Source organism: Streptomyces sp. CBMA123 (genome assembly GCF_014596465.1).
In the GTDB taxonomy this organism is placed as follows: Bacteria; Actinomycetota; Actinomycetes; order Streptomycetales; family Streptomycetaceae; genus Kitasatospora.
This window is the reverse complement of record NZ_MECK01000015.1, coordinates 1-26,634: the sequence shown is the minus strand read 5'-3', so window position 1 is coordinate 26,634 and position 26,634 is coordinate 1. Positions and strand designations below refer to the sequence as shown.

The window sequence follows — 26,634 nt, the reverse complement described above, 5'->3', positions numbered from 1 at the left end:
CCAGCTGGAGCGCCAGCGGGCCGCCGCGGCGAGCGCCGGGCGCGAGCGCGGACTGACCCCGACCCGCGCCGGGCTGCGCCGCTCGGTGCTGGTCGAGGCGCTGGTCGCGGTGGCGGTGCTGGTGGTCACCACGATGCTCACCAACTCCCCGCCCGGGCGGGTGGCGGGCGAGGTCAAGGCAGCCGGGACCGCCGCCCCGGTGGCGGGTGGCTCCGCGGCCGCCCCGCAGACCGAGCCGGGCCGCACGGTGGAGCTCAAGCTGCCGTACGACACCAAGGGCCGGACCCCGAACGCCAAGGGCACCGCGACCGTCACCCTCAACCCGGCCCGGACCGGCCCGAATGAGGTCAAGCTCGCGCTGGACGGCGCGGACGGCAAGCCGGTGGACGTCCCCGAGGTGCAGCTCGCCTTCACCCTGCCGGACCGCGACCTCGGCCCGCTGCCCGTCGCGCTCACCCCGGAGGGCACCGGCCGCTGGAGCGGCACCGCGCAGCTGCCGCTGGGCGGCTCCTGGGTGGTCTCGGTGCAGATCCGTTCCTCCGACATCGACCAGACCACCCCGACCCAGTCGTTCAAGGTCGGGTGAGCGCGGTGGATCCGGACGCGGCGGCACCCGACACGGCGGAGCAGGACGCGGTGGAACAGGGTGCGGCGGAACAGGACGCGGTGGAACAGGACGCGGTGGGACTGGACGCGGGGGGACGGCAGGGGGCGACCCCGGCGGGCTTCACCCGGCGGGCACTGCTCGGCACGGCCGGTGCCGGACTGCTGGTCGGCGCCGGGGCCGGCGTGGCCGGGGCGGTCGCCTACGGCCGGCCGGGCACCGACGCGCACCCGACGGGCGGCGCGCTCGGCGCGGGCCGGGTGCCGTTCCGCGGCGAGCACCAGGCCGGCATCCTCGAACCCCAGCAGGCCCGGGTCCAGCTGGCCGCCTTCGACCTGGTCGACGGGGCCGGCCGGGACGGGCTGCGCGCCCTGCTGCAGCGCTGGACCAAGGCCGTCGACCGGCTGACCGCCGGGGAGCCGGCCGAGGAGTTCGACAACCAGGTCGCGCTGGACGCCGGGCCCTGCTCGCTCACCCTCACGCTCGGCCTCGGCGCCGCGCTGTTCGACAAGGCCGGGCTGGCCGACCGCCGCCCGGCGGCCCTCGAACCGCTGCCCGCCTTCCCCGGCGAGGCGCTGGACCCGGCGCGCGGCGAGGGCGACCTGTTCGTCCAGCTCGGCGCCGACGACGCGCTGGTGACGGTGCACGCCCTGCGGACCCTGCAGAAGCTGGCGGCCGGCACGGCGACGCTGCGCTGGCAGTCGGCCGGCTTCGCCCGGACCCCCGGCGCCACCGCCCGCCCGATGACCGGGCGCAACCTGATGGGCCAGATCGACGGCACCAACAACCCCAAGCCGGGCGAGGACGGCTTCGCCGCCAAGGTGTTCTGCACCGCCGGCGGGGACCAGCCGGCCTGGCTGGCCGGAGGCTCGTACCTGGTGTTCCGGCGGATCCGGATGCTGCTGGACCACTGGGAGGAGCTGCCGGTGGAGCGTCAGGAGCGGGTGATCGGACGGCGCAAGGCGGACGGTTCGCCGCTGAACGCGCCGGCCGGATCGGGCGAGGGCACCCCGGTGGACCTCGCCGCCCAGGGCCCGGACGGCGGGCTCGCGATCCCCTCCGACGCCCACGTACGGGTCGCCGCCCCGGCGGGCAACGGCGGGGCGGCGATGCTGCGGCGCGGCTTCTCGTACCACGACGGGGCGCTGCCGGACGGCTCACCGGACGCCGGACTGCTCTTCCTCGCCTTCCAGGCCGACCCCCGCAGGGGCTTCACCCCGGTGCAGCGCAAGCTCTCCCGGGGCGACGGGCTGTCCCGCTTCCTGCGGCACGAGGCGAGCGGGCTGTACGCCGTCCCACCGGGGGTGCCGGCCGGAGAATACCTCGGGCAGCAGCTGCTGGAGGGGTAGTTCCGGCCCCCACCGCGGTGGAGCGGTCCCGGCCGGTGGAACGCCGTCCTGCCGGGGCCGCGGAGTCGTTATGGTGACTGCTTCGGCACACCCTGCCCCGGTACCACTCCCGTTCTCTCCACGGAGGCGTCATGTCGGCCACCCGCTACACCTACCTCGGCCCGGCCGGCACCTTCACCGAGGCGGCGCTGCACACCCTGCCCGAGGCGGCGACCCGGGAGCTGGTGCCGCTGTCCTCGGTGGCGCTGGCGCTGGAGGCGGTGCGCGGCGGGGAGGCCGCCGGGGCGTTCGTGCCGATCGAGAACTCGGTGGAGGGCGCGGTCACCGCGACCAACGACGAACTCGCCGCCGGCGCACCGCTGATGATCTACCGTGAGGTGCTGCTGCCGATCAGCTTCGCGCTGCTGGTGCGGCCGGGCACCGAACTGACCGGGGTCAAGACGGTGACCAGCCACCCGGTGGCCCAGCCGCAGGTGCGCAAGTGGCTGGCGGCCAACCTGCCGGACGCCGTCTGGGAGTCGGCCGCCTCCAACGCGGACGGTGCCCGGCTGGTCGCCGAGGGCCGGTACGACGGGGCGTTCGCGGGCGAGTTCGCGGCGCCGATCTACGGGCTGGACCCGCTGGTCAAGGAGATCGCGGACGCGCAGAGCGCGACCACCCGGTTCGTGCTGGTCGGCCGCCCGGGGCGGGTCTCCTCGCCGACCGGGGCGGACAAGACCTCGATGGTGGTCTGGCTGCCGGACGACCACCCGGGTGCGCTGCTGGAGCTGCTGCAGGAGTTCGCGGTGCGCGGGGTGAACCTGATGCGGATCGAGTCCCGGCCGACCGGTGAGGGGCTGGGCAACTACTGCTTCCTGATCGACTGCGAGGGGCACCTGTCCGAGCGGCGGGTGGCCGAGGCGATGATGGGGCTCAAGCGGATCAGTCCGCAGGTGCGGTTCCTCGGTTCCTATCCGCGCGCGGACCGGCAGGCGTCCAGGCACCGGCGGCCGGGGACCTCGGACGAGGATTTCACCGCGGCGGCGGACTGGCTCTCCCGGGCGCTCGACGGGCGCGGGGACATCTGAGCGGGCACATCCGAGCGGGGACATCTGAGAGCGGGCACATCCGAGCAGGGACATCCGGCGGTCCGGGCGTGATCCAGGACGCCTGAACGCCATCCGGTGTCTTTCTGACCTTTTCCGACCGTTATCGACCGGACTGATCAAGTGCGGCGGGTGACCGTACCGTCATCCACAGGAACGTCCGGCTCCGGGGGCCGCTGTCCACAGGCCTCCTCGCTGTCCACAGCCGCGAGTTATCCACAGGCCTGGGGATGAGTCGACAAAACGGTATAGCCATTGCCCAGAACCGGTCGGACCATCGGTTTGCGTCGCAGAGATGACTAATCCGACCAGAGTCACCCGCTTGCCTGCAAATCACCCGTGCGAGTGCTTCAATTCCCTCACCCGAGAAGGTTCATTGAGGTTTGAAACCTCAATTCCTCGGTTTCGATCAGCGGATGCCGATCATCCCCTCTCATCCACAGGCCCAGGCCCAGGCCTGTGGATAACCCACCCCCGATCCGGACCCCGCCCGTTCCCCACAGAAGTTATCCACAGGAACCGGTGAGTTATCCCCAGGGAAAAACCGGTACCGGTGGAGGAACGCCCGCCCGGTACGCTTGGGCCTGTGATTGACCTTCGCCTGCTCCGTGAGGACCCTGACCGAGTGCGCGCCTCGCAGCGCGTCCGTGGCGAGGACGTCGACGTGGTCGACGCCCTCCTCTCCGCCGACGAGCGACGCCGGTCCTCGGGCAGCCGCTTCGACGAACTGCGCAACGAGCAGCGGGTGCTCGGCAAGCAGGTCGCCCAGGCCAAGGGCGAGGAGAAGACCGCCCTGCTGCAGCGCACCAAGGAACTGGCCGCCGAGGTCAAGGCCGCGGACGCCGAACAGAGCGCGGCCAAGGAGGAGGCGGACCGCCTGCTCCGCTCCCTGTCGAACCTCATCGACCCGGCCGCCCCGGTCGGCGGCGAGGAGGACTTCGTCACCCTGGAGGAGATCGGCACCCCGCGCGACTTCGCCGCCGAGGGCTTCGAGCCCCGCGACCACGTCGAACTCGGCCAGCTGCTGGGCGCGATCGACACCGAGCGCGGCGCCAAGGTCGCCGGTGCCCGCTCCTACTACCTGACCGGTCCCGGCGCGCTGCTGGAGTTCGCCCTGGTCAACATGGCGATCGCCCAGGCCACCGCAGCCGGCTTCATCCCGATGATCACCCCGGCCCTGGTCCGCCCGGCCGCCATGGACGGCACCGGCTTCCTCGGCCAGGCCGCCGAGAACGTGTACCACCTCCCCGAGGAGGACAAGTACCTGGTCGGCACCAGCGAGGTCCCGCTGGCGGCGTACCACATGGACGAGATCATCGAGGCCGACAAGCTGCCGCTGCGCTACGCCGGTTACTCGTCCTGCTTCCGCCGCGAGGCCGGTACCTACGGCAAGGACACCCGCGGCATCATCCGCGTCCACCAGTTCGAGAAGGTGGAGATGTTCGTCTTCACCACGCCCGAGGACGCGGAGAACGAGCACCGCCGGCTGCTCCAGTGGGAGAAGGACTTCCTCAACGCGCTGGAGCTGCCGTACCGGGTGATCGACGTCGCCTCCGGCGACCTCGGCTCCTCGGCCGTGCGCAAGTTCGACATCGAGGCCTGGATCCCGACCCAGGGCAAGTACCGCGAGGTCACCTCGACCTCCAACACCACCGAGTACCAGGCCCGCCGGCTGTCGATCCGGATGCGCGAGGACGGCAAGACCCGCCCGCTCGCCACCCTGAACGGCACCCTGGTCGCCGTCCCGCGCACCATCGTGGCGATCCTGGAGAACCACCAGCAGGCCGACGGCTCGGTCGTCGTGCCCGAGGCGCTGCGTCCGTACCTCGGCGGGCGGACCGTCCTCGAGCCGGTCAAGTGACCTCGACCGCACACCCGATCGGTGGCGAGCTGCCCTACCGGCTGGTCGCCACCGACCTCGACGGCACGCTGCTGACCAGCGCGGAGACCGTCTCGGAGCGCACCCGCGCCGCCCTGGCCACGGCCACCGGCGCGGGCGCGCTGCACATCGTCGTGACCGGCCGCTCGGCCGTCTGGGCCCGCCCGGTCTTCGACGAGATCGGCTACACCGGGATAGCGGTCTGCGGCCAGGGCGCCCAGGTCTACGACGCCGGCGCGCACAAGCTGCTCACCTCGCTCACCCTGGACCGCCGGCTCGCCGCCGTCGCCCTGGAGAAGATCGAGGCCGAGACCGGCCCGCTGGCCGTCGCCGCCAACCAGGACGGCCTGGACGGCCAGGTGCTGGCCGGCCCCGGCTACGAGCTGCTGATCGGCTCCGACCTCCCGGTCGTCCGGGTCGAGCGCGGCGAACTGCTCGCCTCCCCGGTCAGCAAGCTCTACATCCAGCACCCCGGCCTGACCGACGACGCCCTCGCCGAGGCCGCCCGGCGCGCCGCCGGCGACCTGGTCGGCGTGGTGATGGCCGGCGCCGGCGTGGTCGAGCTGCTGCCGCTGGGCCTGTCCAAGGCAACCGGCCTGGCCATTGCCGCCCGCCGCCTGGGGGTGCGCGCCGCCGACACCATCGCCTTCGGCGACATGCCCAACGACGTGCCGATGTTCGGCTGGGCAGCGCACGGCGTGGCCATGGCCAACGCCCACGAGGAGTTGCTCGCCGTCGCCGACGAGGTCACCGCGGGCAATGACGAGGACGGCGTCGCCGTCGTCCTGGAACGCCTCTACCCGGCACGCTGAGCATCGGGGGCCCGCGGTGATCGCCAGCACGCCGGTGGCCCGGTGGACCTGGGGCGAGGCCGTCGCGGCACCCGACCCGCTCGCCCGCTGCCTGCGGGACCTGCGCACCGGCTGGACGGTGCTGGCCGGGCAGCGGCTCGCGGCCGGTGAGCCCGACGTCCGGCTCACCCTCCACGACACCGGCCGGCCGAGCGCCCAGCTGTACCGGGGCGCCCTCACCAGGAACCTGCCGCCCGGCCCGTACGGCTCGGCGGAGGCCTGGTGCACCGTGCCGGGGCTGCTCGACGGCGGGCCCGGCCCACTCGGCCATCTCCCGCTCGGCGATCTCCCGCTCGGCCATCTCCCGGTCGGCGATCTCCCGGCTGGAGTGGCCGCGCCCACCGAGGGGCTGTTCCTGCTGTCCGCCGGCGCGCACACCCGGTTCACCGGAGTGGAGCTGGTGACGTACTCCGACGCCTGGCTGCCCTTCGACCTGCGGGGCCGGGCGCAGCCCGCCGTGCACGCGGCGAACGCGCCCCGGCTGGCGGCCGTGCTGGCCGGGCTGACCGAGGCGTTCGGCCGGGAGCCGGACCCGGCGGAGCCGACCCCCTTCGCCACCCCCACCAGGACCGGCGTGCTCCCCCGGGCGGAGCGGGACGGCAGCCCGTCCGACACCTGGTCCCGCTTCGAACTGGCGGGCCGGTACCGGGAGTTCATCGACGCACCCGGCTTCGGCCGGATCGGCTACCGGCGCACCACGGCGGCCCCCGTGCGCTACGTACCGGTCTCCGACGGGCACGGGCCGCTCGGGCACCTGTGGGCCTGCGACGCCGAGCACGCGGCGAGCTTCGAACCGCTCGGCCTGGACGTGCTCGACCACCCGGAGCGGTACCGGACGGCCCGCGCGTGGCTGGCCCGGCTGCACACCGCCCACGACCTCGGCCTCACGCCCGGCGAGGCGATGGCCGAGCTGACCGGGTGGGCCCCGGGGGACGCGCGGGGGCCGGTCGACCTCCTGGAGCTGCGGGAGCCGGACGAGCGGGATTGAACCGCCGGTCGCGGCCGCGCGAGGCGGTCCGGGCTGTTCAGGGCGGGTTCATCCCCAGTTGTAGGATGACCGGGCAAGTGGTTGTAGGATGACCGACGATCGATGAGTGGTGTGCGAAGGGAGACCCGGCATGAGCGGCGACGGCAACGGCCTGCAGGCGGCCGGGCGACGCTCCCTGGTGGACACCGCGATCGACCGGCTGCGCGAGCAGCTGGCCGACGGGGCCTGGCCGGTGGGGTCGCAGATCCCCACCGAGCACGAGCTGGCCGAACAGCTGCAGGTCGGGCGGAACACCGTGCGGGAGGCGATCCGGGTGCTGGTGCACGCCGGAATGCTGGTCTCCCGGCAGGGTGAGGGGACCTTCGTACGGTCCACCAGCGACCCGGCGGCGGTGCTGCGCGGCGTCCAGCGCTCGGGCATCCGGGACGTCCTGGAGGTCCGTGCCGCGCTGGAGACCGAGGGCGCCCGGCTGGCCGCGCTGCGGCACACCCCCGAGGACATCCGGCGGATGCGGGCCGCGCTGGCCCGGGAGGCCGAGGTCTTCGCGAAGCACCCCGAGCGGGCCGGCCGCGAGGCCACCGTCGAGCACGACCTGGAGTTCCACACCGCCATCGTCGAGGCCGCGCACAACCCGGCCCTGGCCGAGGTGTACCGCTACTTCGGCGCCTCCGTGCACGAGGCGATGACCTCCGCCTTCGGCGACCACGAGATGCCCGAGGCGGTCGTGGCCACCCACGAGGCGCTGGTCGACGCGATCGAGAGCGGCGACCCGGACAGCGCCGAGGCGGCGTGTCGCGCGCTGCTCGCCGAGCCCACCGCGGCCGTCGAGCAGCTGCTCGCGGCCATCGCGGCCCGGAAGTAGGACGGCGCAAGCCCCGCTTCCCTCCGCCCTGCTCCCCTCCCCTCCTCCCCGCTTCCGTCCTCCCCGCGGCCGGTGAAGGCCTTCCTCCGCCGTGCCCGCGCCACCCCCTGAACCACGGAAAGAACAGCACACCCATGGCCGTCACCCGTGCCCAGCAGCCGGTTGTCACCACCCCTGCCCCGCTCCCCGTCCGCTCCCGGCTGGCCCACCCCGCGCTGCTGCTGACCGGCATCCTGCTGGTCGCGCTGAACATGCGCGCCTGCCTGGCCGCCGTCTCCCCGATGGTCGCCGAGATCCAGCGGACCTTCGGGCTGTCCGCCACCGCGAGCGGGCTGATCACCACCGTCCCGGTGCTGTTCCAGGGCGTCGGCGCCCCGCTCACCCCCCGGCTGACCCGCCGGTTCGGCGCCGAGCGGGTCGTGCTGGGCGCGGTGCTGGTGCTCGGCGCCGGCGTGCTGCTGCGGGTGCTGCCCTCGGTGTTCGCGCTGTACGCGGGCTGCGTGGTGATCGGCGTGGCCATCGCGGTGCTGAACGTGTCGATGCCGGGCCTGGTCAAGCGGGAGTTCCCGGACCGCGCGGCCACCATGACCGGCGTCTACTCGACCACCATGCTGGTCGGCGCGACCCTCGCGGCCGGCACCTCCGTCCCGCTGGAGCACGCGCTCGGCGGCGGCTGGCGGGCCTCGCTCGGCGCCTGGTCGCTGCTCGCGCTGGTCGCGGCGGTGGCCTGGCTGCCGCAGGTGCTGCGCTCCCGGCAGGCGAAGACGGCGGTCGCCACCGCGACCCAGCCCGCCAAGCCGATCGAGGGCATCTGGAAGTCCCCGCTGGCCTGGCAGATCAGCCTGTTCATGGGCATCTCGTCGCTGCTCGTCTACACCCTGGTCGCCTGGATGCCGACCATCCTGGCCGACCACGGCATGGACCGCGGCCAGGCCGGCCTGGTCTTCGCCTTCTCCAACCTGGTCCAGGTGGCCGGCGCCTTCCTGGTGCCGCTGATGGCCGGCCGGATGACCAGCCAGCGCGCCCTGGCGGTCACCATGGCCGCCCTGAACGGGCTCGGCATCGCGATGCTGCTGGTCGCGCCGGTCTCCGGCGCCTGGGCGACGGCGGCCGTCCTCGGCGTGGCCCAGGGCGGTTCGCTGGGCCTCGGCCTCGCCTTCATCGTGCTGCGCACCGGCACCGCGGCCGGCGCCGCCCAGTTGGGCGGCATGTCCCAGGCGATCGGCTACCTGGTCGCGGCGGCCGGCCCGGTCGGCGCCGGTGCGCTGCACCAGCTCACCGGCGGCTGGGACGCCACCCTGGTGCTGATGCTGGTGCTGGTGCTGGTGGTCGGCGCGGCCGGCTTCGGGGCCGGGCGCAGCCGGACCCTCTGACGTCGCAGGACCCGCTGACGTCACAGGACCAGCTGACGTCGCAGGACCCTTTGACGCCGTAGGACCAGCTGACGCCGCCGGGCCCTGTCACGCGGGCAGGGCCCCGGGCGCGGCGGCTACTCCTCGGCGGCCAGGGTCAGCCCGGCGAGCTTCACCGAGGCCAGCACCGTCGCCCCCACGGTGACCACCAGCAGCAGCGGTACGGCCACTCCGAAGGAGACGTCGGCGCCGATCGCGGTGTCCCCGGCCACCGCCTCGGCGACCGCCCGTCCCCACTGCTGGATGCTCAGCGTCCGGGCGCCCTCGACGAAGTTGCCGATCAGCGACTCCCAGATCAGCGCGTACGCCAGCCCGGCCACCACCGCGTGCCGGGTGACCACGCCGAGCAGCAGGAACAGCGCGCTGTATGCGGCCCCGGCGACCAGCACCGCGACGGTGTAGCCGAGCGCCACGCCGTCCTCGGTGCCGTACAGCAGCAGCCCGGCGAGCAGCGTCGGGACGGCGGCGAACACCCAGGTGGTGCCGATCGCGACGGTCAGCTTGGTGGTGATGATCTGCCAGCGCGGCAGCGGCTTGGCGAGCAGGTAGACGATCGAGCCGTCGTCGATCTCGGTGGCGATCACCCCGGTGCCGATCACCAGGCCGAGGATCGGGACGAGGGTGCCGAGGTCCAGCTGACCGAGGATCTTGACGGTCAGGCTGTGCGAGTCCCCGCTCGACCCGCTCGCGATGGCCGAGACGACCAGCAGCAGGGCGGGGGCCACCAGGAGCAGGACGCCGCGGCGGCGGCCGAGCAGGCCGCGCAGGGTCAGCCTGGCGACGGTGGGGTTCATGGCCGGTCGGCCCCTTCCTGGGCAACTTCCTGGGCAAAGGTCTGCTTGGTCATGCGGACGTCAGGAGCGGTCATGCGGACACCAGGTAGGAGAAGACGCTCTCCAGCGACTCGTCCGCCGGGGACACGGTGTACAGCCGGATGCCGGCCTCCCGGGCGACCCTGGGCAGCAGGGTGGTGAAGCCCTGGAAGTTCACCGCCTCGATCCGCAGCGCCCGCTCCCGCCCGTCCACCTCGATGCCGGTGGTCGAGCCGTCGGCGATCAGCGCGGCGGCGAGCCGGCGGTCGTCGCTGGAGCGGACCAGGTAGCGGTGCGGGCGGTCGGTCATCAGCCGCCGGATCCGCCGGAAGTCGCCCGAGGCGGCGTGCCGTCCGGCCACCACCACCTCGATGTGCCGGGCCAGTTGCTCGACCTCCTCCAGGATGTGGGAGGAGAACAGCACCGTCCGGCCGTCCGCGCCGAAGCGGCGCAGCAGCTCCATCAGCTGCAGCCGCTGACGCGGGTCCATGCCGTTGAAGGGCTCGTCCAGCAGCAGCACGGCCGGATCGTGGACCAGCGCCGAGGCCATCTTGACCCGCTGCTTCATGCCCTTGGAGTACGTCCCGGTGCGGCGGTCCTTGGCGTAGGCCATCTCGACCAGGTCCAGGGCGCGCCGGGCGGCGGCGCCGGGCTGGGGCAGGCCGTGGAGTTCGGCGTTGGCGAGGACGAACTCCCAGCCGGTCAGGTAGTCGTACATCGACTCCCGCTCGGGGACCAGGCCGATCTGCCGGTACACCTGCTGGTTGCGCCAGATCGGCGCGCCGTCCAGGGTGACCGCGCCGCTGGACGGGGCGAGGAAGCCGCTCATCATGTGGATGAGGGTGGACTTGCCCGCGCCGTTGGGCCCCAGCAGGCCGGTGATGCCGGGGCCGATCGACATCGTGATGTCGTTGACCGCGACGACGTTCCCGAACCAGCGGGAGACCTTGTCGATGGTGATGGTGGCCATGCCGCCCTCTCAGACCTCTCGCTCGACACTGCGGTTCATCAGACGCGGCTGTAGCGGCGCAGCAGGAGCCGGTACGAGCCCGCCACCATCGCCACCGCGACCAGGGCGAACACCAGCGTGCCCAGCGCACCCGGGGCGTGCCGGCGGTCGATGCCGGCACCGAGGTCGAACACCTCGTTGACCAGCGCCTCCACCAAGCCGTTCGGCGAGATCAGCGCCGTCCACTGGGCCGCGTCCGAGCCGCCCGGGCCCGGGCGGCTCATGCCCACCACGACCGCCGCGACCGCCGAACTCACCGTCAGGTAGCCCATGATGGCGGCCACCCCGAAGCCCCGGCGCGGGGTGCTCGCGGCGATCACCAGCGCCACCGAGGTCGGCACCAGGGCGTACAGCACCGCCGCCGCCAGGCCGTACAGGAACTGGCCGGTGTTGTGTCCGAAGTCCATCCCGCCGAGCAGGGCTCCGACGTACAGCACCAGCAACGGCGCTGCCATCAGCAGGAGTTGGGCACAGGCCATGGCGGCGAACTTGGCCCGGACGTAGTCGGCGCGGGTGATCGGGCGGGAGAAGTAGAGCGGGACGGTGTGGTGCCTGAGGTCCCGGGAGAGCAGCACCGGCGCCTGGGAGGCCAGGAAGATCGACACCACCAGGCTGAGGCTGGAGAGGTAGCCGGCGTACTCGACCGGCAGCTCGTCCCGCTTCAGGAAGACCGCGGCCGCGACGAAGATCATCGCCGGGACGGTGACCACGCCCAGCAGCAGCATCGGCAGCACCTTGGACTTGCCGGAGCGGCCCAGGCCGTAGGCGGCGCGCAGGCTCTGGGTGAAGAGCGAGCGGGCGGCGTAGCCGCGGCCCAGGCGCGGGCCGGTGTAGCCGCGGTAGCCGATGTCGTGGATGACACCGGTGTCGGCGGGCCTGGTGTCAGGAGGCTGCGGCATCGTCCTTACCTCCCCTGGCGTTCCGGTCGTCCTCGTCGGTGGTGGCGGTGGTGCCGTTGGTGCCGTTGCCGGCGGTGGCGTCGGTGGTGCCGGTGGCGTCGGTGCCGGCGGTGGCGTCGGTGAAGAGTTCGGCGACCCGGTGCCGGCGCTGCTCCAACCGGACCAGGCCGAGGCCGAGTTCGGCGACCGTGTCGCGGATGGTGTCATAGGTGTCCTCGCCGGCCAGCCGGACCAGCAGCAGGTGCGAGCCCTCCGCCTGGACCTCCAGTCCGCAGGCCGCCAGCCGGGCCCGGACCTCGGCGCCCGGCTCGGCGCTCGCGTCCACCGAGGGGTGCGCAGCGGAGTGGGCGACGGGCGGGAAGTCGGTGACCTCGACCGCGAGGACGGCCGTCGCCTCGGTGAAGGAGGCGGTGGAGGAGGAGCGCAGCAGCTTGCCGCCGTCGATGACCACCAGGTGGTCGCAGGTCCGCTCCAGCTCGCCGAGCAGGTGGGTGGTGACCAGCACCGAGATCCCGAAGTCGGTGTGCACCCGGCGGATCAGCCCGAGCATCTCGTCCCGGCCGGCCGGGTCGAGGCCGTTGGTCGGCTCGTCCAGCAGCACAAGCCTCGGGTCGTGCACCAGCGCCTGGGCCAGCTTCACCCGCTGCTTCATGCCGGTCGAGTAGCCGCCCATCGGGCGGTACCGCTCCTCGTACAGGCCGACGTGCCGCAGCGTGTCCGCGGTGCGCTCGCGGGCGGCGGTGGCGGGCAGCCCCGCCATCCGCGCCATGTGCACCACGAACTCGGTCGCGGACACGTCCGGCGGCAGGCAGTCGTGCTCGGGCATGTAGCCGACCCGCTCGCGGATCTCCGAGCCCTGGGTGGCGATGTCCAGGCCGAGCACCTCGCCGCGGCCGGAGGTCGCCGGGGCGAGCCCGAGCAGGATCTTGATCAGGGTGGACTTGCCCGCCCCGTTGGCCCCGACCAGCCCGACGACCCCGGGCTGCACCTCGACGGTCAGCTGGTCGAGGGCGGTGACCCGGGGAAACCTCTTGCTGAGGCCCTCGGTCTTGATGACAGCAGTGGACACGCCCTCAACGTAACGGGCGTGCGCCACAAGGGCCATGAGCTGGAATGACGAGGTCCTCTAGTGCCCCGGTATGACGTCGGGCCGGGCCACCCCTAGGGGGCGGCCCGGCAACGGTGGATCAGGAACTCGGACGCTCCCACATCTCGACGACCTTGCCGGAGGCGTCGATCGCCGCCTTGTAGGTACCGCTCGAACAGGGGTAGAAGCCCTTCTGGTTCCCCGGCGTGGCGATGCACTCGTTGATGTGCTTCGCCAGGTCGGCCGCGTTGACGTCCTTCGGCGCGGCGACGACCGACTTGAGGTGGCCCTTGACGGTGGGGGCGAACTGCGCGGTCTTGTCGGCGCCCGTCGGCTCGTGGGCGACGTCGTCGACGCCGCAGGCGTCCTTGGTCTCCTTGTAGACCAGGGCCGTCGCGCTGGTGCCCTTCTCGACGTTGATCCACTTCTGCCCGGCGGGCAGCGGGTCACTGGTGCAGAACCCCTCCGGACCGCCATCGGTGGGCTTGCCGCTCGCGGCGGGCTTGGCCGTGCCGGTGGCCGGGGCGGCGGCGGTCGGCGAGGCGGCGCCGCCGCCGGCCGGGGCTGCGGTGGCCGTGGTGCCGCCGGCACCCTGGTCCGACGAGTTGTCCGGGCCGCAGGCCGCGAGGCCGAACGCGGCGGTGGCGACCAGAGCGGTGGCGAGCAGCCTCCTGGATGCAGACATGACGAAAGAACCCCCGTTTAACGCATGATCAGATAAAGGTACGCGGCGCACAGATTAGCGCCTCCCACCCACCTCCTCTCCCCACCGCTCAGGCCCGGCGCGATCCCGAACCGGACCTGGCGAAGCGGCTGGGGTCGGAACATGCGACTGAGCGCCGTGATCCTCCCCATCCACCGGTGGAGCGAGGGGCAGGAGATCTGGCGGCGGGCCGAGAAGCTGGGCTTCCACGCTGCGTACACCTACGACCACCTGAGCTGGCGCTCCTTCCGCAACGAGCCGTGGTTCGGGTCGGTCCCGACGCTGACGGCGGCGGCCGGGGTGGCCGAGCGGCTGCGGCTGGGGACGCTGGTGACCTCGGTCGAGCCTCGTTCACCCATCACAGCCTGACCTGGCCGACCCACCCGCGAGCAACCCTCGGAGCATCGTCAGAAGGGGCTCATCTCATCCAGGACCCGCTCTGCAAGATCGATGATCGCCTTGACCTTCGGGGCGTCGTTGGCCACATCTTGGGCTTCGATCTCAGGCGAGTCCAGATCCGCGTACTCCGCCTGGTTCCGGCGTCGGCGCATACGGTCGAAGGGCCTGAGAGTTGCCCCGAGGGGTGGATCGAGCTGGGCGCTGACGGCTTCCAGAACTGCGATATGGCCCCCTCGGCTGGTCGGTCGCAGCCCTTGGTTCTCCAGGACTGCGACCAGCGCCTTGCGCGCCGCGTCGTAGAGCAGTTGGTACGCGCCGATCGCGTCGAAGGAAACGACCGCCTGGGCTGCCTTGAGATGATTCGATGCCTGGGTAAGGAGATTGTCGGCCTGCTCCCGGCTCGCGGGCACACGCTCCAACTCCTTGCGCACCAGCATGCCCTCGACTGCGGCGCGGCCCTGCTGCCACTTCATCCCTTGTTCTTCCCTTCGAAAGCTTCGAGCCGAACCGTCGGCCGGCTTTGGACGCCTGTGAGGAACGGGTCCGCGCCCGGCTCGCGCCAGCGGGGGGGCGAGACTCGGTGGACATTGACTTCCCGGCCGAGCAGGCGCTCCGCCTTGCGCGCGGCCTCGTACAACTCGTCCTCATCGGGGTCGCCCACCACAAGAACATCGACGTCGTTGGGCACCCCGCCGCGTTCTCCTGAGTAGCGGGCCGCCCATGAGCCGTAGATGTGGGCTTCCTTCACACCGACCAGTGGCAGCAACAAATCGCCGAGCACGGCGATCGGACCGTAGGTGAGGGCGAACAGCTCAGTCAGCGCGCCAGACAGGCGCCCGGCGGTGTTGGCCCGCAGGAGGCGGAGGTTTCCGTGCCGTCGCGCGGTGATCAGCTCCGCCTCGACCAGCCGATCCGCCTCGCGGCTGGCGGTTGCACTCGAAACTCCGAAGCGCGAAGCCATCTCGGCAAGCGAGGTCTCCGTCTGCGGATGCAGATACAACCAGGCCAGCAGCTCTCCCTGGAAGGGAGTGCGCAGGAGTGGCAGCAGCGCCGGGGGAGGAGTTTGCATAAAGTGAAGGCTAGCTTGCATCTTATGCAAGTGGCCCTCTGAAGCACCGGAATTCGCTCTTACGGGTGACCAGGCGTATACGGCGCGGGCCGTGCTCTGCGCAGAAGATCTGGCGGCGGGCCGAGGAGCTCGGGTTCCATGCCGCGTACACCTATGACCACCTCTCCTGGCGGTCGTTCCGGGACGAGCCGTGGTTCGGGTCGGTCCCGACGCTGACGGCGGCGGCCGGGGTGACCGAGCGGCTGCGGCTGGGGAGCTCGTCACCTCGGTCAAGCCTCGTTCACCCATCACGTGCTGACCTGCGAAGACGTGACAAGGGGATCGACGCAGGCGCTCAGGCCGGCTCGAGTGTGCGCGGGCCGCACAGCCTGCGCGAGTCGTCCGTGTCACTCGTGACAACGGTGACGTCTCTACCTTCCTGAGGGAGCTGGGCCTCTTGTGCAGCTCTGGGTCGTCGAGACGTTGAGCACGCCAGGAGACCTTGTTGTCGCTGTTGTATCCCTCGCGCCGGCTGGCTCCAACTCCGCTGCCCGCACGTGCGACTGCATCGCTCACGGGTTCGAGAACGGCGGCAACCGGCCGTACGGGCGTCCGAGTCGCCCGTCAGCCATGAGCGCCGCGGAGTGGGCGGTCGTGCGTGACGCGGTGCCCGTCCTCGCCTGGCTGGAAGGACGGGGTGGGCAGCCGGAGGGCTACTGCCACCGCCAGACGGTTGACGCAGTGCTCCACTTGATACCGGACGGCATCGCCTGGAGGGAGGTGCCGAAGGACTTGCCCGCGTGGGACCGCGTCTACGCCTTCTTCCGACGGTGGCGGGACTGTGGCCTGGTCGCCGAGTTCCACGACCGGCTGCGGAGCTGGGTCCGCGAGGCGGCGGGCCGGGATCCGGAACCGACGGCGGGGATCGTCGACGCGCAGTCGACGAAGGCCGCCTCCTCCGGTCCGCGCGAGCCGGGGATTCGACACCTCGTCTCTCCCGCCGACGCACCAGCCCTATGCCTGACCAGCGCTCGCGTGCAGCTACTCAGCGAGCTCGTGTTCGTGGAGGTCGCCGGACCCACCATGACCCGGCCGCGAACCCCGACCTCTACGACGTGCCGCTCATCACCGTCGGCCCTACCTCTTGAGCCTGCTCAGTCAGGCATGACCTGGCAGGGGCTGGCTCCAAGGTGCCCGCGAGGACGACGACGGACGGCACCGCCGCGCATTCGGCTGCTTCACCTGCGAGCAGGTCTCGGGAACCTGCGGCTCACTCGAAGCAACCACATGGGGGACGCGTTCCGACGTGGATCCCATAAAACCCCAGTGTCGACCAAGCATTAAAGCGTCATATTTCGGTCATCCGAACTTGAAGCCCGTCTTCAGGGGGTGGCAATGACACAGCCCGCATCCAGTCTCTGCTCCTTCACTGTTGCTGCCGACGTCCCGCTTCCACTGACACGTCCGGCCGTCAGGTACGGCACTTCCCGCCAGGACCGGGGTCTCGCTCGATCTCCCATCGCCGTCGCCTCGAAGCACCGACACATCGGTAATGAGTCATTCGGTGCCGGACTTTTCCATGGCCCGTGAAGCACTCGGAGGGGACGTTCTATTGGGCCACGAGCTGATCGCCGGCGCTCGCGCAGGGCGTCGAGCAGCGCGATTTATCGGTTTGGCATGGATTCCGATCGCCTGCACTCGATGTGACCCATCAGCAACTTCACCCTGATTCGATCTGCCGTCGAAGGGTCGCCGAATTTCCCTTCGATGTGGCTTGTTGGCATCGCGCGGCGCAAGAACTCGCTGTACTTGATCTTGAGGTGGCGCCATTCTCACCGTAGGCGAACATGCATGCTATTCAGTGGGCTTGCCCGCACATGTCTGCCCTTTGAGGGCGCCCGCCGATGAGCGGGAGCCAAGGTGAGAGCTAGGGAGGGATCATGCGAAGGATGGCAACCGCGGTGGCCACAGCGATGTTGAGCCTCGCGGCAGTCGGTATCGGAAACGGGACAGCCCAAGCGGATGCCTGGGGCGGCTACGACACCCGCGACGGTGGAGTCGGCCTTCGGAGCTGCGCGACGCAGAGCTGCACGCTGAAGGGCCGCGGCTACGCGGACCAGAAGGCGAACATGTTGTGCTGGGGCTTCGGGCAGACCATCAACGGCGACCCCAAGTGGAACCACCTGGACCACTACCTGGCCGACGGCAGCTACTTCGGTGACGCGTACAGCGCCCAGAACTACCTCTGGTGGAACGGTGTGGTTCCCCCCTGTTAAGTAGTCGGGGGAGACTCGTCGTGGCCCCGCCCTCTCCGGCGGGGCCACGACGGTGCGAGGCTTGCGTCGTCAGGCGACGTCGGACATGAAGGTGGCGTGTGGAATGCGGATGAACAGGGCTCAAGTGGCCATCTGTTTAGTGGCTTTAGCGGTGCTCGCCGCAGGCTGCAGCAAAGACACGAAGGCGGGCGGTGATTCCGACATCGTGGGCGAACCGGTGGTCCCGCAGATCAGCGCGGACCCGGCAGACGGCTCGCCGGTGACCCATCCGCTGGACGGCTACTCGGTAGGGGCCGAGGAGTCCGCGCTGATCTTCCGGGCCATGGGCCAGGCCACCCGGACCTGCATGACCGCCAAGGGGTTCGACTACGACCCCGGGCCGGCGTCGACACCTCCCCCGCCGACTCCCATCGACACCTCGCTTCTGGGCCTGCTCTCCGTCTCCGCTGCGCAGCAGACCGGGTACCACCGGCCGCCCAGGCCAGGAGGAAACGGCACCTCCGGTACGGGGAATCCGGCTGGGCAGGGCCCCGAATACCAGAAGGCCCTGATGGGGGATCGCGGGACGAAGGCCGGTGCCGCCGATCCCAAGGCAGACCGGGGCTGCATGGGAGAGTTCGAACGGCGACTCCAGGCGGAGGGCGTCAAGAACACCGCGTCGGACTTGGTCGGCACCCTCCGTGCCAAGGCGTACGACCACGCCGCCGTCGACAGCCGGGTCCGCGCCTCGCTCGCGGACTGGCAGAGCTGCATGACCAAGCTGGGCTACAACTACGCGAATCCGGTACAGGCGAGTTCGGCGGCCTGGCCGGAGCAGGTGTCACAGGAGGAGCGGGACACGGCGGCCGCCGACATGAACTGCAAAGGGCAGGTGAAACTGCTCGCCACCTGGAATGCCGTGCTGAACGCCTACCAGCAGGTGTACATCGGCAGGAACGAGCAGGCCCTCCAGGCAGACAGGGAAATCTCCCAGCAGCGGATCGTCGCAGCCAAGAAGCTGCTGGGCCAGGCATGACGGTGGTGGCAGGCGGCCGTCGCCGTGGTTGGCTCCTGCTGCTCGTCCTGGCCCTCCTCGCCGTCGCCGGATTCGTCGGCACGCTCGCCGCGAACCGCTCGGGTACCGAGAGCGGTGAGGCATTCACGGGTGAACGACTACACGTCCAGCAGGAGTACAGTGACTACTGGAAGGCGATGCTGGTGGCCAATGAGTCCGGTGACGGCTCGGCACTGGCCGACCACGCGGCGGGTGAGCAACTGGAGATCCTGCGTGCGAACCTGAGCGCCCTGACCGGCGCCGGGCTCGTTGCCAAAGGGTCCGTCGATCACCGGATCCGCAGCATCACGGTGGACGGGACGTTGGCAACCCTGGTGGACTGCATCGACGTTGGCAAGTGGATCCAGTACCAGGCGCGCAGCGGAAGAGTTCAGCCCGGCCAATTGACGGACCGTCCGAAACAGCTGGCGAGCTACACCTTCGCGCCCAGGGACGGCCGCTGGCTGGTGACACGGAGCGAGGTGCTGTCGGAGTGCTGAAGGTGGACCAGGGACGGCTCCCGTGATGCTGCGGTACCAACTCGGGCTCGCTGTCGGCCGATCGTCACCAACCCCCTTACGTCTCAACGACATCCGATAGGTCATGCTCTTCCCAGGGCGCCATCAAGGAGGAGGCACCGTTGACCACGACGACGATGAGCGCTGACGACGACATAGCCCAGCCTCTTCCGTCGCCCCCGCCCGCCCGTTCTCGGGCGGCTCGGCGCAGGCGGGTGCTGCTGGGGGTGGCGCTCGCCGCCGCACTGGTGGCAGTGGGCGGGGTGGGGGCGGCGACGCTGGTGAAGTCCCCGGCGGAGCGGGCCGCGCAGACCGCACCGCCGCCGAACAGCCTGCTCACCGCGCCCGTGGTCAGCCAGGTGCTGACCCCTTCGATAGCCGCCCGCGCCGTGGTGTACCCGCCCGCCCAGTACAACGTCGTCCCGGCCGCCGCCTCCACCGAGGTGACCGCGCTGTTCGTCTCCAAGCTGGCCGTGAAGCAGGGGGACGCCGTGACGGCCGGGAGGCTGCTCGCCGAGGTGTCCGGGCAGCCGCTGTTCGCCTTACCCGGGCCGGTGCCCGCGTACCGCGACCTCAAGCCCGGCAGCACCGGCCCCGACGTGGCCGAACTCCAGGCCGCGCTGGCCGGATTGGGACACGGTATCGACGGGGACGACAGGGGGACGTACGGGCTGGGTACGGCCGCCGCGGTGTCGGCCTTCTACGGCGAGCTCGGCTACCCGGTGCCGACCACCGGCGCCACCACCCAGCAGGCCGTGGACACCGCGCAGAAGGCGGTGGACACGGACAAGCAGACGGTGGACGGCCTCGCGGAGAGGAAGAAGGCGGGCTCCGCCCAGCCGCCGACGGCGACCACTCCGCCGCAGACCCCGCAGCCGCCCCCGTCCGGCGACCTGGACCAGCAACTCGCCAACGCGAAGAAGCAGTTGGCCGCCGACCAGGCCGCCCTTGCCAGGGCCAGGGCCGCCAACGGCCCGATGGTCCCGGCCGCCCACGTACTGTTCCTGCCCACCCTCCCCGCGACCGTCACCGCCGTCAACGGCGCGGTCGGCTCACCCGCCTCCGGCACCCTGCTGTCGCTCACCAGTGGCGGCCTGGCCGTCACCGGCCAGCTCACCCCGGCCCAGGCAGCGGGCGTGCAACCGGGCATGGCCGTCGAACTGCTCGCCGAGGACACCAACACCACCGTCCCCGGTACCGTCGCCGAGGTCGGCGCCCCGACCAGCACTCCCCCGGCGGGCAGGGTCATCACCCTCGGCGGCGCGGCGGGCGGCGGCAAGGGCGGACCGGACGGCGGCGGAGCCCCCAACGGCCAGCCCGGCCAGCCCAACGGCCAGCCCGGCGGCCAACCCGGCGGACAGAGCTACGTTCCGGTGACGATCACCCCGAACACCCCGCTGCCCCCCGCGATGAACGGCAAGAACGTCCGGCTCACCGTCCTGAAGGCCAAGGCCGGCGCCCCCGTCACCGCCGTGCCGATCGCCGCGGTCTCCACCAACGCGGCCGGCCGGACATCCGTCACCACGGTGGACGCGGCCGGGAACCGCACCACCGTCCCGGTGACCACCGGCGTCACCGCGGACGGCCTCGTGGCCGTCACCCCGGTCCAGGGCGCGAACCTCAAGGCCGGCGACCAGGTGGTGGTCGGCAAGTGACCGAACCCGCCACCGAGGCCGGCGACAAGCCCGTGATCGCCCTGCACGGCGTCGGCCGCACCCACCCGGGCCGCCCGCCCGTCACCGCCCTGCACCCCACCGACCTGACCGTCCGCCGCGGCGAGTACCTGGCCGTCACCGGCCCCTCTGGCTCCGGCAAGTCCACCCTGCTGCACCTGCTCGGCCTGCTCGACACCCCCACCACCGGCCGCTACGAACTGGACGGCATCGACACCGGCAGCCTGCGCGACAAGGACCGCTCCACCCTGCGCGGACACCGCATCGGCTTCGTCTTCCAGTCCTTCCACCTGCTCCCGCACCGCACCGCCGAGGAGAACGTCGCCCTCGCCCAGGTCTACAACCGCACCCCGCGCCGCTCCCGCCGGGCCGCCGCCGTGGCGGCGCTGCGCCTGGTCGGCCTCGGCCACCGCACGGACGCGCTGCCTGCCACCATGTCCGGCGGTGAGCGCCAGCGGGTGGCGATCGCCCGCGCCCTGGTCAACCGGCCGAGCCTGCTGCTGTGCGACGAGCCGACCGGCAACCTGGACTCGGCCAACGCCGGGGCGGTGCTCGCCCAGTTCGACGCACTGCACGAGCAGGGCTACACCCTGGTCGTCATCACCCACGACCCTGCCGTGGCCGCCCGCGCCGAACGCCGGGTGAGCATCCACGACGGCGTGCTCAGCGAGGCGGGAGCACCCGTCCGGTGATCCGCATCCGACGACGCGGCGCAGCCGTGCTCCCCGAGTCGCCCTCCCACTTGAGCGCGCGCGACCTGCTCTCCGAGGCCCTGTCCGGCATCCTCCAGCGCCCGGGCCGCTCGGTGCTCACCATGCTCGGCACGGTGCTCGGCATCGGCGCCTTCGTCGCCGTCCTCGGCCTCACCGCGACCGCCACCGGCCAGATCGGCGAACGGTTCAGCCTGACCAAGGCCACCACCGTCACCGTCACCGACCAGCCGCGCACCGACGGCACCGCCCCCGGCGCCAACCCGCCGAGCGGCTTCCCCGCCGACGTCGACCACCGGATCACCGCGATCGACGGCGTACGGGCCGGCGGCGTCTGGTGGCCGGTACCCGCCACCCCGACCCTCTCCCGCCGCCCGGACGGCCCCGACGAGGGCACCGGACTGTCCGTCCTCGCGGCCACCCCGGGCGCGGTCGCCGCGATGGAACCGACCCTGACCGCCGGGGTCACCCTGGACGAGTTCGTCCAGCGGACCGCGCAGCCGGTGGTGCTGCTCAGCGAGGCCGCCGCCAAGCGCCTCGGGGTGAGCCGGCTGGACGCCCAGCCCGCCGTCTTCATCGACCGCATCCCCTACACCGTCATCGGCATCTACACCGATGTCCAGCGCCAGCCCGGCGCCCTGCTGAGCCTGCTGATCCCCGCCAGTACAGCACTCGAACACTTCGGCAACCCGGCCCCGCAACCCGACCGCGCCGCCCAGGCACTGGTCGCCACCCGGATCGGCGCGGCACCCGTGGTCGCGGCCCAACTCCCCCTCGCCCTGCGCCCGGACGCCCCCGACGCGTTCACCGTCGTCCCCCCGCCGGACCCGCACAGCCTCCAGGACACCGTCACCTCCGACCTCACCGGACTGTTCCTGGCCCTGGCCGGGATCTGCCTGCTGGTCGGCGCCGTCGGCATCGCCAACACCACCCTGGTCGCCGTCCTGGAACGAACCCAGGAGATCGGCCTGCGCCGCTCGCTGGGCGCCCGCACCGGCCACATCGCCGCCCAGTTCCTCACCGAGTCCACCGCCCTCGGCACCCTCGGCGGCCTGATCGGCACCGCCCTCGGCACGGCCACCGTGGTCTCCGTCGCCGCCGCCCGCGACTGGACCGCCGTCCTCCAGCCCGCCACCACCCTGCCCGCACCGCTCATCGGCACCGTCGTCGGCCTCCTGGCCGGCCTCTACCCGGCCCTGCGCGCCGCGCGCACCGACCCGCTGCAGGCCCTCAGGAGCACTTAGGCGGGGCGGCGGTAGTGTCCTGCGCACGTAGGAAGGACTTGACTCCGTCGACTGGGCCCGGCCGGGACGCGGCTACGGGTCGGCTGAGGGCAGAGGTGGATGACGATGTGGCGAAACTCCCGCCCGCCCGCGCCGGCGAGGAGTTCCTGGAGCCACGGTGGCAAGGTGGCGCCCCCACACCACCCTGGTGACCGTATCGCCCGATCGGCTGTGAAACAGGGCTCCACCCGATCCTCCCGACGGACGTAAGGTCGCCGGTATGCGACTGAGTACGGTGATCCTCCCCATCCACCGGTGGAGCGAGGGGCAGAAGATCTGGCGGCGGGCCGAGGAGCTCGGGTTCCATGCCGCGTACACCTATGACCACCTCTCCTGGCGGTCGTTCCGGGACGAGCCGTGGTTCGGGTCGGTCCCGACGCTGACGGCGGCGGCCGGGGTGACCGAGCGGCTGCGGCTGGGGACGCTGGTGACCTCGCCGAACTTCCGGCACCCGGTGACCCTGGCGAAGGAGCTGATCACGCTGGACGACGTGTCCGGCGGGCGGGTCACGCTGGGGATCGGGGCCGGCGGGACGGGCTTCGACGCGACGGCGATGGGGCAGGAGGCGTGGTCGCCGAAGGAGCGGGCGGACCGGTTCGGGGAGTTCCTGCCGCTGCTGGACGAGCTGCTGCGCGAGGACGCCACGACGCGGGAGGGCACGTACTACTCGGCGGTCGAGGCGCGGAACATCCCCGGCTGCGTACAGAACCCGCGGGTGCCGTTCTACGTGGCCGCGACCGGGCCGCGCGGGCTGAAGCTGGCCGCCGAGTACGGGCAGGGCTGGGTGACGTACGGGGACCCGAAGGGGCCGGCGGACGTGCCGGTGGAGCAGGCGCCCGCGGTGATCGCCCAGCAGATCGAGAAGCTGACCGCCGCCTGCGAGGCCAAGGGCCGGGACGTGGCGACGCTGGAGAAGGTGCTGCTCCAGGGCTCGACGGCGGAGAAGCCGCTGGAGTCGGTGGACGCCTTCGTGGACTGGGCCGGCACCTACCGGGAGCTGGGCATCACCGAGTTGGTGATCCACTGGCCGGTGCCGGACTCGATCTTCGAGAACGACCTCACCGTGTTCGAGGAGATCGCCGCCGAGGGCCTCGCCCAGCTGGGCTGAGGCCCGGCGTCACGGGTGCGGGCGGGTGCGCTGGGCCGGGAGGGCGGGGGCCTGGTCCGGGGTGCGGCGGGCGAGCTCGGCGAGGGTGTGGAAGAGGACCTCGCCGAGCAGGACTGGTTCTCGGGAGGCGGCCGGGACGCCCGGGGGCTCATGGAGCCCGGCACGGTCCGGGCACTCGGTGGTGGCCGGGGACGGGAGGGTCGGGGGCGGCTCGTCACGAAGCTGGCGAGTGGGCATGGCTCTTCCTGCCGACGGCGGTGACCGCGGGGAGTCCTGCCCGCCGGGCCCGCAGTGACACCCCGGGCGGGCGCGGATCGGCCGGAAACGGCGCCCGAAGGGCCGGAACCCGTCCGTACGGTCAGGCCCGCGGGCCCGGCCCGCGCCGGTGACGGCGCCGGTGACCGGGCGGCGGCGATGGGCGAAGATGGACCGGTGACCGAACCCCGCACCGCCCCCCGCCTCATCGCCACCGACCTGGACGGCACCCTGCTGTGCTCCGGCGGCACCGTCAGCGACCGCACCGCCGCCGCCCTGGCCGCGGCCGAGGCGGCCGGCGTGCAGGTGGTGTTCGTGACCGGCCGGCCGCCGCGCTGGATGCAGCAGGTGAGCCCGCACATCGGCGGTCACGGGGTGGCGATCTGCTCCAACGGCGGCGCGATCGTGGACGTGCGGCGCGGCGGCGAGCTGATCGAGTACTTCCCGATGGCGGCGGAGACCTCGCTGGCCGTGGTCGAGACGCTGCGGGCCAAACTGCCCGGCACCGCGTTCGCGTTCGAGTACGCGGACGGCTGGGCCCGCGAGCCCGGGTACGAGGTGCTGATGTGGGGCGACGACGAGGTCCGCGCGGTCGGCCCGGCCGAGGAGCTGCTGGCGGCGGGCGGCCCGGTGCGGGGCCTGTTCAAGCTGCTGGCCAAGCACCCGGAGCTGGACCCGGACACCTTCCTCGCCGAGGCCCGTACGGCCGCCGGGCACCTGGCGGAGATCACCCGCTCCGCGCCGATCTCCCTGCTGGAGATCAGCGCGCCCGGCGTCACCAAGGCCAGCACGCTGGCCCGCTGGTGCGCCGAGCACGGGATCGACCGCGCCGAGGTGGTGGCCTTCGGCGACATGCCGAACGACCTGGAGATGCTGGCCTGGGCCGGCACCGCGTACGCCGTCGCCAACGCGCACCCGCAGGTGCTGGCGGCGGTGCCGCTGCACACGGTGAGCAACGAGGAGGACGGCGTCGCGGCGGTGCTGGAGGAACTCCTCGGCAGCTTCCCCGCGGCGTAACCGCGTTATCCGAAGCGGCCGTTGACGTAGTCGGAGGTCCGCTGGTCGCGCGGGCTGCCGAAGACCCGCTCGGTCGGCCCGGCCTCGACGATCCGGCCCGGGGTGTCATGGGTGGCCAGGAAGAACGCGCAGGTCTGGGAGACCCGCTGGGCCTGCTGCATGTTGTGGGTGACGATCACGATGGTGAGCCGCCCGCGCAGTTCGGCGATGGTCTCCTCGACCCGGCGGGTGGAGGTCGGGTCGAGCGCGGAGCACGGCTCGTCCATCAGCAGGATGTCCGGCGAGACGGCCAACGACCGTGCGATGCACAGGCGTTGCTGCTGACCACCGGAGAGGGAGCCGCCCGGGGTGTGCAGCCGGGTGGCCACCTCCTCCCAGAGCCCGGCCCGGCGCAGGCCGGTCTCCACCAGGTGCCGGCGCTCCTCCTTGGACACCTTGATCCCGGCCAGCTTGAGCCCGCTGGAGACGTTGTCCTGGATGGACATCGCCGGGAACGGGTTGGGCCGCTGGAACACCATGCCGATCCGGCGCCGCACCTCGGCGGGGCGCCGACCGGGCCGGTAGACGTCCTCCCCGTCCAGCAGCACCTCGCCGGCCAGGGCGGCGCCGCGCACCATCTCGTGCATCCGGTTGAGGATCCGCAGGTAGGTGGACTTGCCGCAGCCGGACGGGCCGATCAGCGCGGTGACCTCGCCGGCCGGCATCGCCAGCGAGACCCGCTCCAGCACCTTGCGGCTGCCGAACCAGGCGGAGACGTCCCGGGTCTCCAGCCCGGCCAGCACCCCGGCGGGGGGGCCGGGCGGCGGGGGCACCGGCGGGAGGGTGAGGGTGTCGGCGGCGGCCGGGTCGACCGCCGCGTCGTGCGGCTGGTGCGTGGTGTCGGTCATCGGTACGGCCCTCCGGGCGCGCGTCAGTAGAGGTTGGGCAGCAGGGCGGCGGCGTTCTCGTAGACCGCCCAGAGCAGGGCGCCGACCACCGGCGCCGCGCTCAGGTAGGCGGTCGAGCGCCGCCAGTACCGGGCCAGCAGCAGCGCGCCGGCCACCGCGCCCAGCAGCGCGAGCGACCACAGCTGCAGCGTGGCCAGCGCGCCCTTGTCCGCGGCCAGCGCCTTGTCGTACGCGACGGTGGCCGGGCGGCCGCCGGGGTTCTGCTGCGGGTCGTCCTCCAGCCGGGCGCCGATCATCACGGTGGAGCCGGCGATCCAGTCGGAGTCGCCGGTGACCAGGACCAGCCGGTTGCGGACCGGGTCGGTGATCGGGTGGTCGCCGTCGCCGTACACGTTGACCACGTAGGTGGCCTTGCCCTGCCCGGTGGTGGTCTCGATCCGGTCGCCGACCCGGAGCTTGGACAGCTCCGCGAACGGCGCGCCGAAGGTGGCGCCCCGGCCGAACAGCACCGCCACCCCGCCCTGGCCGGGCAGCGCGGTGTCCCGGCGGTGGCCGGGGCCGCGCATCAGGTCCCGGCCGGTGGTGCCCTCGACCACCACGGCCTGGTGCAGGCCGATCGCCGGGATGTCCAGCAGCGCCACCGGGTCGCCGTCGGCGGCCGCGCCGGTCGGGGCGACGGCGCGGGCGAGCTGATCCTGGAAGGTCCTGTACGCCGTCGACTGGTAGTGCCGCTCCTGGACGTCCGAGAGCGTGAACAGGTAGCCGACGAAGCCCAGCACCAGCGCGGCCAGCAGGCTGACCGCCCAGGCGCCCTGGAGGAAGCGACGCCGGGCGGGGCTGACGGCCGGGCGGGCCGCCGCCGGCGCGGTGGCCGGCCGGGCCTCGGC

27 protein-coding genes and 2 pseudogenes are annotated in these 26,634 nt (G+C 72.3%); 19 read left to right on the top strand and 10 right to left on the bottom strand.

Translation table 11 applies throughout. The features are described from left to right. The 8 genes from BG452_RS03835 to BG452_RS03800 form a co-directional block, all read left to right on the top strand. Positions 1 to 586, top strand: a 586-nt coding sequence (locus BG452_RS03835) for a FixH family protein (protein WP_188302701.1), incomplete at its 5' end; no start/stop codon positions are given. Between the two features lie 95 nt (positions 587 to 681). Continuing rightward, complete coding sequence (gene efeB, locus BG452_RS03830; protein ID WP_317620891.1) at positions 682 to 1,953, top strand: iron uptake transporter deferrochelatase/peroxidase subunit; 1,272 nt, start codon at positions 682 to 684, stop codon at positions 1,951 to 1,953. A gap of 131 nt (positions 1,954 to 2,084) precedes the next feature. Then, a complete protein-coding gene (gene pheA / locus BG452_RS03825) occupies positions 2,085 to 3,020 on the top strand; it encodes a prephenate dehydratase (RefSeq protein WP_188302700.1) in 936 nt (311 codons plus the stop codon). Positions 3,021 to 3,624: 604 nt separating this feature from the next. Continuing rightward, positions 3,625 to 4,899 carry a serine--tRNA ligase gene (gene serS / locus BG452_RS03820; protein WP_188302699.1) on the top strand — a complete coding sequence of 425 codons (1,275 nt, stop codon included), beginning with the start codon at positions 3,625 to 3,627 and terminating at the stop codon, positions 4,897 to 4,899. Next, the gene (locus BG452_RS03815) at positions 4,896 to 5,729 is read left to right on the top strand and encodes an HAD family hydrolase (protein ID WP_317620889.1); all 834 of its coding nucleotides are present in this window, start codon (positions 4,896 to 4,898) and stop codon (positions 5,727 to 5,729) included. Before serS ends, BG452_RS03815 begins: the two co-directional genes overlap by 4 nt. Positions 5,730 to 5,745: 16 nt before the next feature. Continuing rightward, on the top strand, positions 5,746 to 6,756 hold the full coding sequence (locus BG452_RS03810; RefSeq protein WP_188302698.1) for a hypothetical protein: 1,011 nt from the start codon (positions 5,746 to 5,748) through the stop codon (positions 6,754 to 6,756). Between the two features lie 130 nt (positions 6,757 to 6,886). After that, the gene (locus BG452_RS03805) at positions 6,887 to 7,618 is read left to right on the top strand and encodes a FadR/GntR family transcriptional regulator (protein ID WP_188302697.1); all 732 of its coding nucleotides are present in this window, start codon (positions 6,887 to 6,889) and stop codon (positions 7,616 to 7,618) included. 134 nt (positions 7,619 to 7,752) lie between these two features. Then, a complete protein-coding gene (locus BG452_RS03800; protein WP_188302696.1) occupies positions 7,753 to 8,991 on the top strand; it encodes a CynX/NimT family MFS transporter in 1,239 nt (412 codons plus the stop codon). A gap of 116 nt (positions 8,992 to 9,107) precedes the next feature. On the opposite strand, the gene BG452_RS03795 is transcribed toward BG452_RS03800, so the two are convergent. The 5 genes from BG452_RS03795 to BG452_RS03775 all read right to left on the bottom strand — a co-directional run bounded on the left by BG452_RS03795 (position 9,108) and on the right by BG452_RS03775 (position 13,522). Beyond that, positions 9,108 to 9,824, bottom strand: a complete 717-nt coding sequence (locus BG452_RS03795) for an ABC transporter permease (RefSeq protein WP_188302695.1) — start codon at positions 9,822 to 9,824, stop codon at positions 9,108 to 9,110. A gap of 70 nt (positions 9,825 to 9,894) precedes the next feature. Continuing rightward, positions 9,895 to 10,812 (bottom strand): ABC transporter ATP-binding protein, encoded by a 918-nt coding sequence (locus BG452_RS03790; protein WP_188302694.1) that lies wholly within the window; start codon positions 10,810 to 10,812, stop codon positions 9,895 to 9,897. Between the two features lie 38 nt (positions 10,813 to 10,850). Beyond that, complete coding sequence (locus BG452_RS03785; RefSeq protein WP_188302693.1) at positions 10,851 to 11,750, bottom strand: ABC transporter permease; 900 nt, start codon at positions 11,748 to 11,750, stop codon at positions 10,851 to 10,853. Further along, positions 11,734 to 12,855, bottom strand: a complete 1,122-nt coding sequence (locus tag BG452_RS03780) for an ABC transporter ATP-binding protein (protein ID WP_188302692.1) — start codon at positions 12,853 to 12,855, stop codon at positions 11,734 to 11,736. The genes BG452_RS03785 and BG452_RS03780 overlap by 17 nt, the downstream gene beginning before the upstream one ends. A gap of 82 nt (positions 12,856 to 12,937) precedes the next feature. Beyond that, the gene (locus tag BG452_RS03775; protein WP_188302691.1) at positions 12,938 to 13,522 is read right to left on the bottom strand and encodes a hypothetical protein; all 585 of its coding nucleotides are present in this window, start codon (positions 13,520 to 13,522) and stop codon (positions 12,938 to 12,940) included. Positions 13,523 to 13,663: 141 nt separating this feature from the next. Between BG452_RS03775 and BG452_RS03770 the strand changes: the two are divergent. After that, positions 13,664 to 13,903: pseudogene (locus BG452_RS03770) on the top strand (LLM class flavin-dependent oxidoreductase); the annotation flags it as partial. Positions 13,904 to 13,947: 44 nt separating this feature from the next. Here the strand turns inward: BG452_RS03770 and BG452_RS03765 are convergent. Both BG452_RS03765 and BG452_RS03760 read right to left on the bottom strand, forming a co-directional pair. Beyond that, entirely contained in the window at positions 13,948 to 14,412 is a 465-nt protein-coding gene (locus BG452_RS03765) for a HEPN domain-containing protein (RefSeq protein ID WP_188302690.1), read from the bottom strand. Continuing rightward, positions 14,409 to 15,008: a MarR family transcriptional regulator gene (locus BG452_RS03760; RefSeq protein WP_188302689.1), complete on the bottom strand. Its 600-nt coding sequence runs from the start codon at positions 15,006 to 15,008 to the stop codon at positions 14,409 to 14,411. Before BG452_RS03760 ends, BG452_RS03765 begins: the two co-directional genes overlap by 4 nt. Before the next feature lie 65 nt (positions 15,009 to 15,073). Here BG452_RS03760 and BG452_RS48015 point away from each other — a divergent pair. The 9 genes and pseudogenes from BG452_RS48015 to BG452_RS03715 all read left to right on the top strand — a co-directional run. After that, a pseudogene (locus BG452_RS48015) lies at positions 15,074 to 15,295 on the top strand (LLM class flavin-dependent oxidoreductase); the annotation flags it as partial. 322 nt (positions 15,296 to 15,617) lie between these two features. Next, entirely contained in the window at positions 15,618 to 16,331 is a 714-nt protein-coding gene (locus BG452_RS03750; protein WP_188302688.1) for a transposase, read from the top strand. Positions 16,332 to 16,927: 596 nt separating this feature from the next. Continuing rightward, a complete protein-coding gene (locus tag BG452_RS03745; protein WP_188302687.1) occupies positions 16,928 to 17,263 on the top strand; it encodes a hypothetical protein in 336 nt (111 codons plus the stop codon). Between the two features lie 103 nt (positions 17,264 to 17,366). Then, a complete protein-coding gene (locus BG452_RS03740; RefSeq protein WP_188302686.1) occupies positions 17,367 to 18,278 on the top strand; it encodes a hypothetical protein in 912 nt (303 codons plus the stop codon). After that, positions 18,275 to 18,796, top strand: coding sequence for a hypothetical protein (locus BG452_RS03735; protein WP_188302685.1), 522 nt, complete (start codon positions 18,275 to 18,277; stop codon positions 18,794 to 18,796). The genes BG452_RS03740 and BG452_RS03735 overlap by 4 nt, the downstream gene beginning before the upstream one ends. A gap of 140 nt (positions 18,797 to 18,936) precedes the next feature. Continuing rightward, positions 18,937 to 20,469 (top strand): peptidoglycan-binding domain-containing protein, encoded by a 1,533-nt coding sequence (locus BG452_RS03730; protein ID WP_188302684.1) that lies wholly within the window; start codon positions 18,937 to 18,939, stop codon positions 20,467 to 20,469. Next, positions 20,466 to 21,179: an ABC transporter ATP-binding protein gene (locus BG452_RS03725; RefSeq protein ID WP_188302683.1), complete on the top strand. Its 714-nt coding sequence runs from the start codon at positions 20,466 to 20,468 to the stop codon at positions 21,177 to 21,179. The genes BG452_RS03730 and BG452_RS03725 overlap by 4 nt, the downstream gene beginning before the upstream one ends. A 50-nt stretch (positions 21,180 to 21,229) precedes the next feature. Then, positions 21,230 to 22,441 carry an ABC transporter permease gene (locus tag BG452_RS03720; protein ID WP_223241711.1) on the top strand — a complete coding sequence of 404 codons (1,212 nt, stop codon included), beginning with the start codon at positions 21,230 to 21,232 and terminating at the stop codon, positions 22,439 to 22,441. A gap of 259 nt (positions 22,442 to 22,700) precedes the next feature. After that, positions 22,701 to 23,588, top strand: coding sequence for an LLM class flavin-dependent oxidoreductase (locus tag BG452_RS03715; RefSeq protein WP_188302682.1), 888 nt, complete (start codon positions 22,701 to 22,703; stop codon positions 23,586 to 23,588). Positions 23,589 to 23,597: 9 nt separating this feature from the next. On the opposite strand, the gene BG452_RS03710 is transcribed toward BG452_RS03715, so the two are convergent. Continuing rightward, a complete protein-coding gene (locus tag BG452_RS03710; RefSeq protein WP_188302681.1) occupies positions 23,598 to 23,825 on the bottom strand; it encodes a hypothetical protein in 228 nt (75 codons plus the stop codon). Positions 23,826 to 24,002: 177 nt separating this feature from the next. On the opposite strand from BG452_RS03710, the gene BG452_RS03705 reads away from it, so the two are divergent. Next, positions 24,003 to 24,860, top strand: coding sequence for an HAD family hydrolase (locus BG452_RS03705; protein WP_188302680.1), 858 nt, complete (start codon positions 24,003 to 24,005; stop codon positions 24,858 to 24,860). A 5-nt stretch (positions 24,861 to 24,865) separates the two neighbouring features. On the opposite strand, the gene BG452_RS03700 is transcribed toward BG452_RS03705, so the two are convergent. Further along, a complete protein-coding gene (locus tag BG452_RS03700; RefSeq protein WP_317620890.1) occupies positions 24,866 to 25,642 on the bottom strand; it encodes a phosphate ABC transporter ATP-binding protein in 777 nt (258 codons plus the stop codon). Between the two features lie 128 nt (positions 25,643 to 25,770). Next, positions 25,771 to 26,634 (bottom strand): sortase (locus BG452_RS03695; protein WP_223241710.1); only part of this gene is annotated, 864 nt, incomplete at its 5' end.

What these genes read in the sequence shown, in the direction of transcription:
- BG452_RS03800 (WP_188302696.1), top strand. Translation starts at nt 7,753, where the DNA reads ATGGCCGTCACCCGTGCCCAGCAGCCGGTTGTCACCACCCCTGCCCCG.
- BG452_RS03750 (WP_188302688.1), top strand. Translation starts at nt 15,618, where the DNA reads ATGAGCGCCGCGGAGTGGGCGGTCGTGCGTGACGCGGTGCCCGTCCTC.
- BG452_RS03775 (WP_188302691.1), bottom strand. Translation starts at nt 13,522, where the DNA reads ATGTCTGCATCCAGGAGGCTGCTCGCCACCGCTCTGGTCGCCACCGCC.
- BG452_RS03780 (WP_188302692.1), bottom strand. Translation starts at nt 12,855, where the DNA reads ATGGCCCTTGTGGCGCACGCCCGTTACGTTGAGGGCGTGTCCACTGCT.
- BG452_RS03785 (WP_188302693.1), bottom strand. Translation starts at nt 11,750, where the DNA reads ATGCCGCAGCCTCCTGACACCAGGCCCGCCGACACCGGTGTCATCCAC.
- BG452_RS03745 (WP_188302687.1), top strand. Translation starts at nt 16,928, where the DNA reads ATGCGAAGGATGGCAACCGCGGTGGCCACAGCGATGTTGAGCCTCGCG.
- BG452_RS03760 (WP_188302689.1), bottom strand. Translation starts at nt 15,008, where the DNA reads ATGCAAACTCCTCCCCCGGCGCTGCTGCCACTCCTGCGCACTCCCTTC.
- BG452_RS03765 (WP_188302690.1), bottom strand. Translation starts at nt 14,412, where the DNA reads ATGAAGTGGCAGCAGGGCCGCGCCGCAGTCGAGGGCATGCTGGTGCGC.
- BG452_RS03715 (WP_188302682.1), top strand. Translation starts at nt 22,701, where the DNA reads ATGCGACTGAGTACGGTGATCCTCCCCATCCACCGGTGGAGCGAGGGG.
- BG452_RS03710 (WP_188302681.1), bottom strand. Translation starts at nt 23,825, where the DNA reads ATGCCCACTCGCCAGCTTCGTGACGAGCCGCCCCCGACCCTCCCGTCC.
- BG452_RS03790 (WP_188302694.1), bottom strand. Translation starts at nt 10,812, where the DNA reads ATGGCCACCATCACCATCGACAAGGTCTCCCGCTGGTTCGGGAACGTC.
- pheA (WP_188302700.1), top strand. Translation starts at nt 2,085, where the DNA reads ATGTCGGCCACCCGCTACACCTACCTCGGCCCGGCCGGCACCTTCACC.
- BG452_RS03740 (WP_188302686.1), top strand. Translation starts at nt 17,367, where the DNA reads ATGCGGATGAACAGGGCTCAAGTGGCCATCTGTTTAGTGGCTTTAGCG.
- BG452_RS03705 (WP_188302680.1), top strand. Translation starts at nt 24,003, where the DNA reads ATGGGCGAAGATGGACCGGTGACCGAACCCCGCACCGCCCCCCGCCTC.
- BG452_RS03795 (WP_188302695.1), bottom strand. Translation starts at nt 9,824, where the DNA reads ATGAACCCCACCGTCGCCAGGCTGACCCTGCGCGGCCTGCTCGGCCGC.
- BG452_RS03805 (WP_188302697.1), top strand. Translation starts at nt 6,887, where the DNA reads ATGAGCGGCGACGGCAACGGCCTGCAGGCGGCCGGGCGACGCTCCCTG.
- BG452_RS03735 (WP_188302685.1), top strand. Translation starts at nt 18,275, where the DNA reads ATGACGGTGGTGGCAGGCGGCCGTCGCCGTGGTTGGCTCCTGCTGCTC.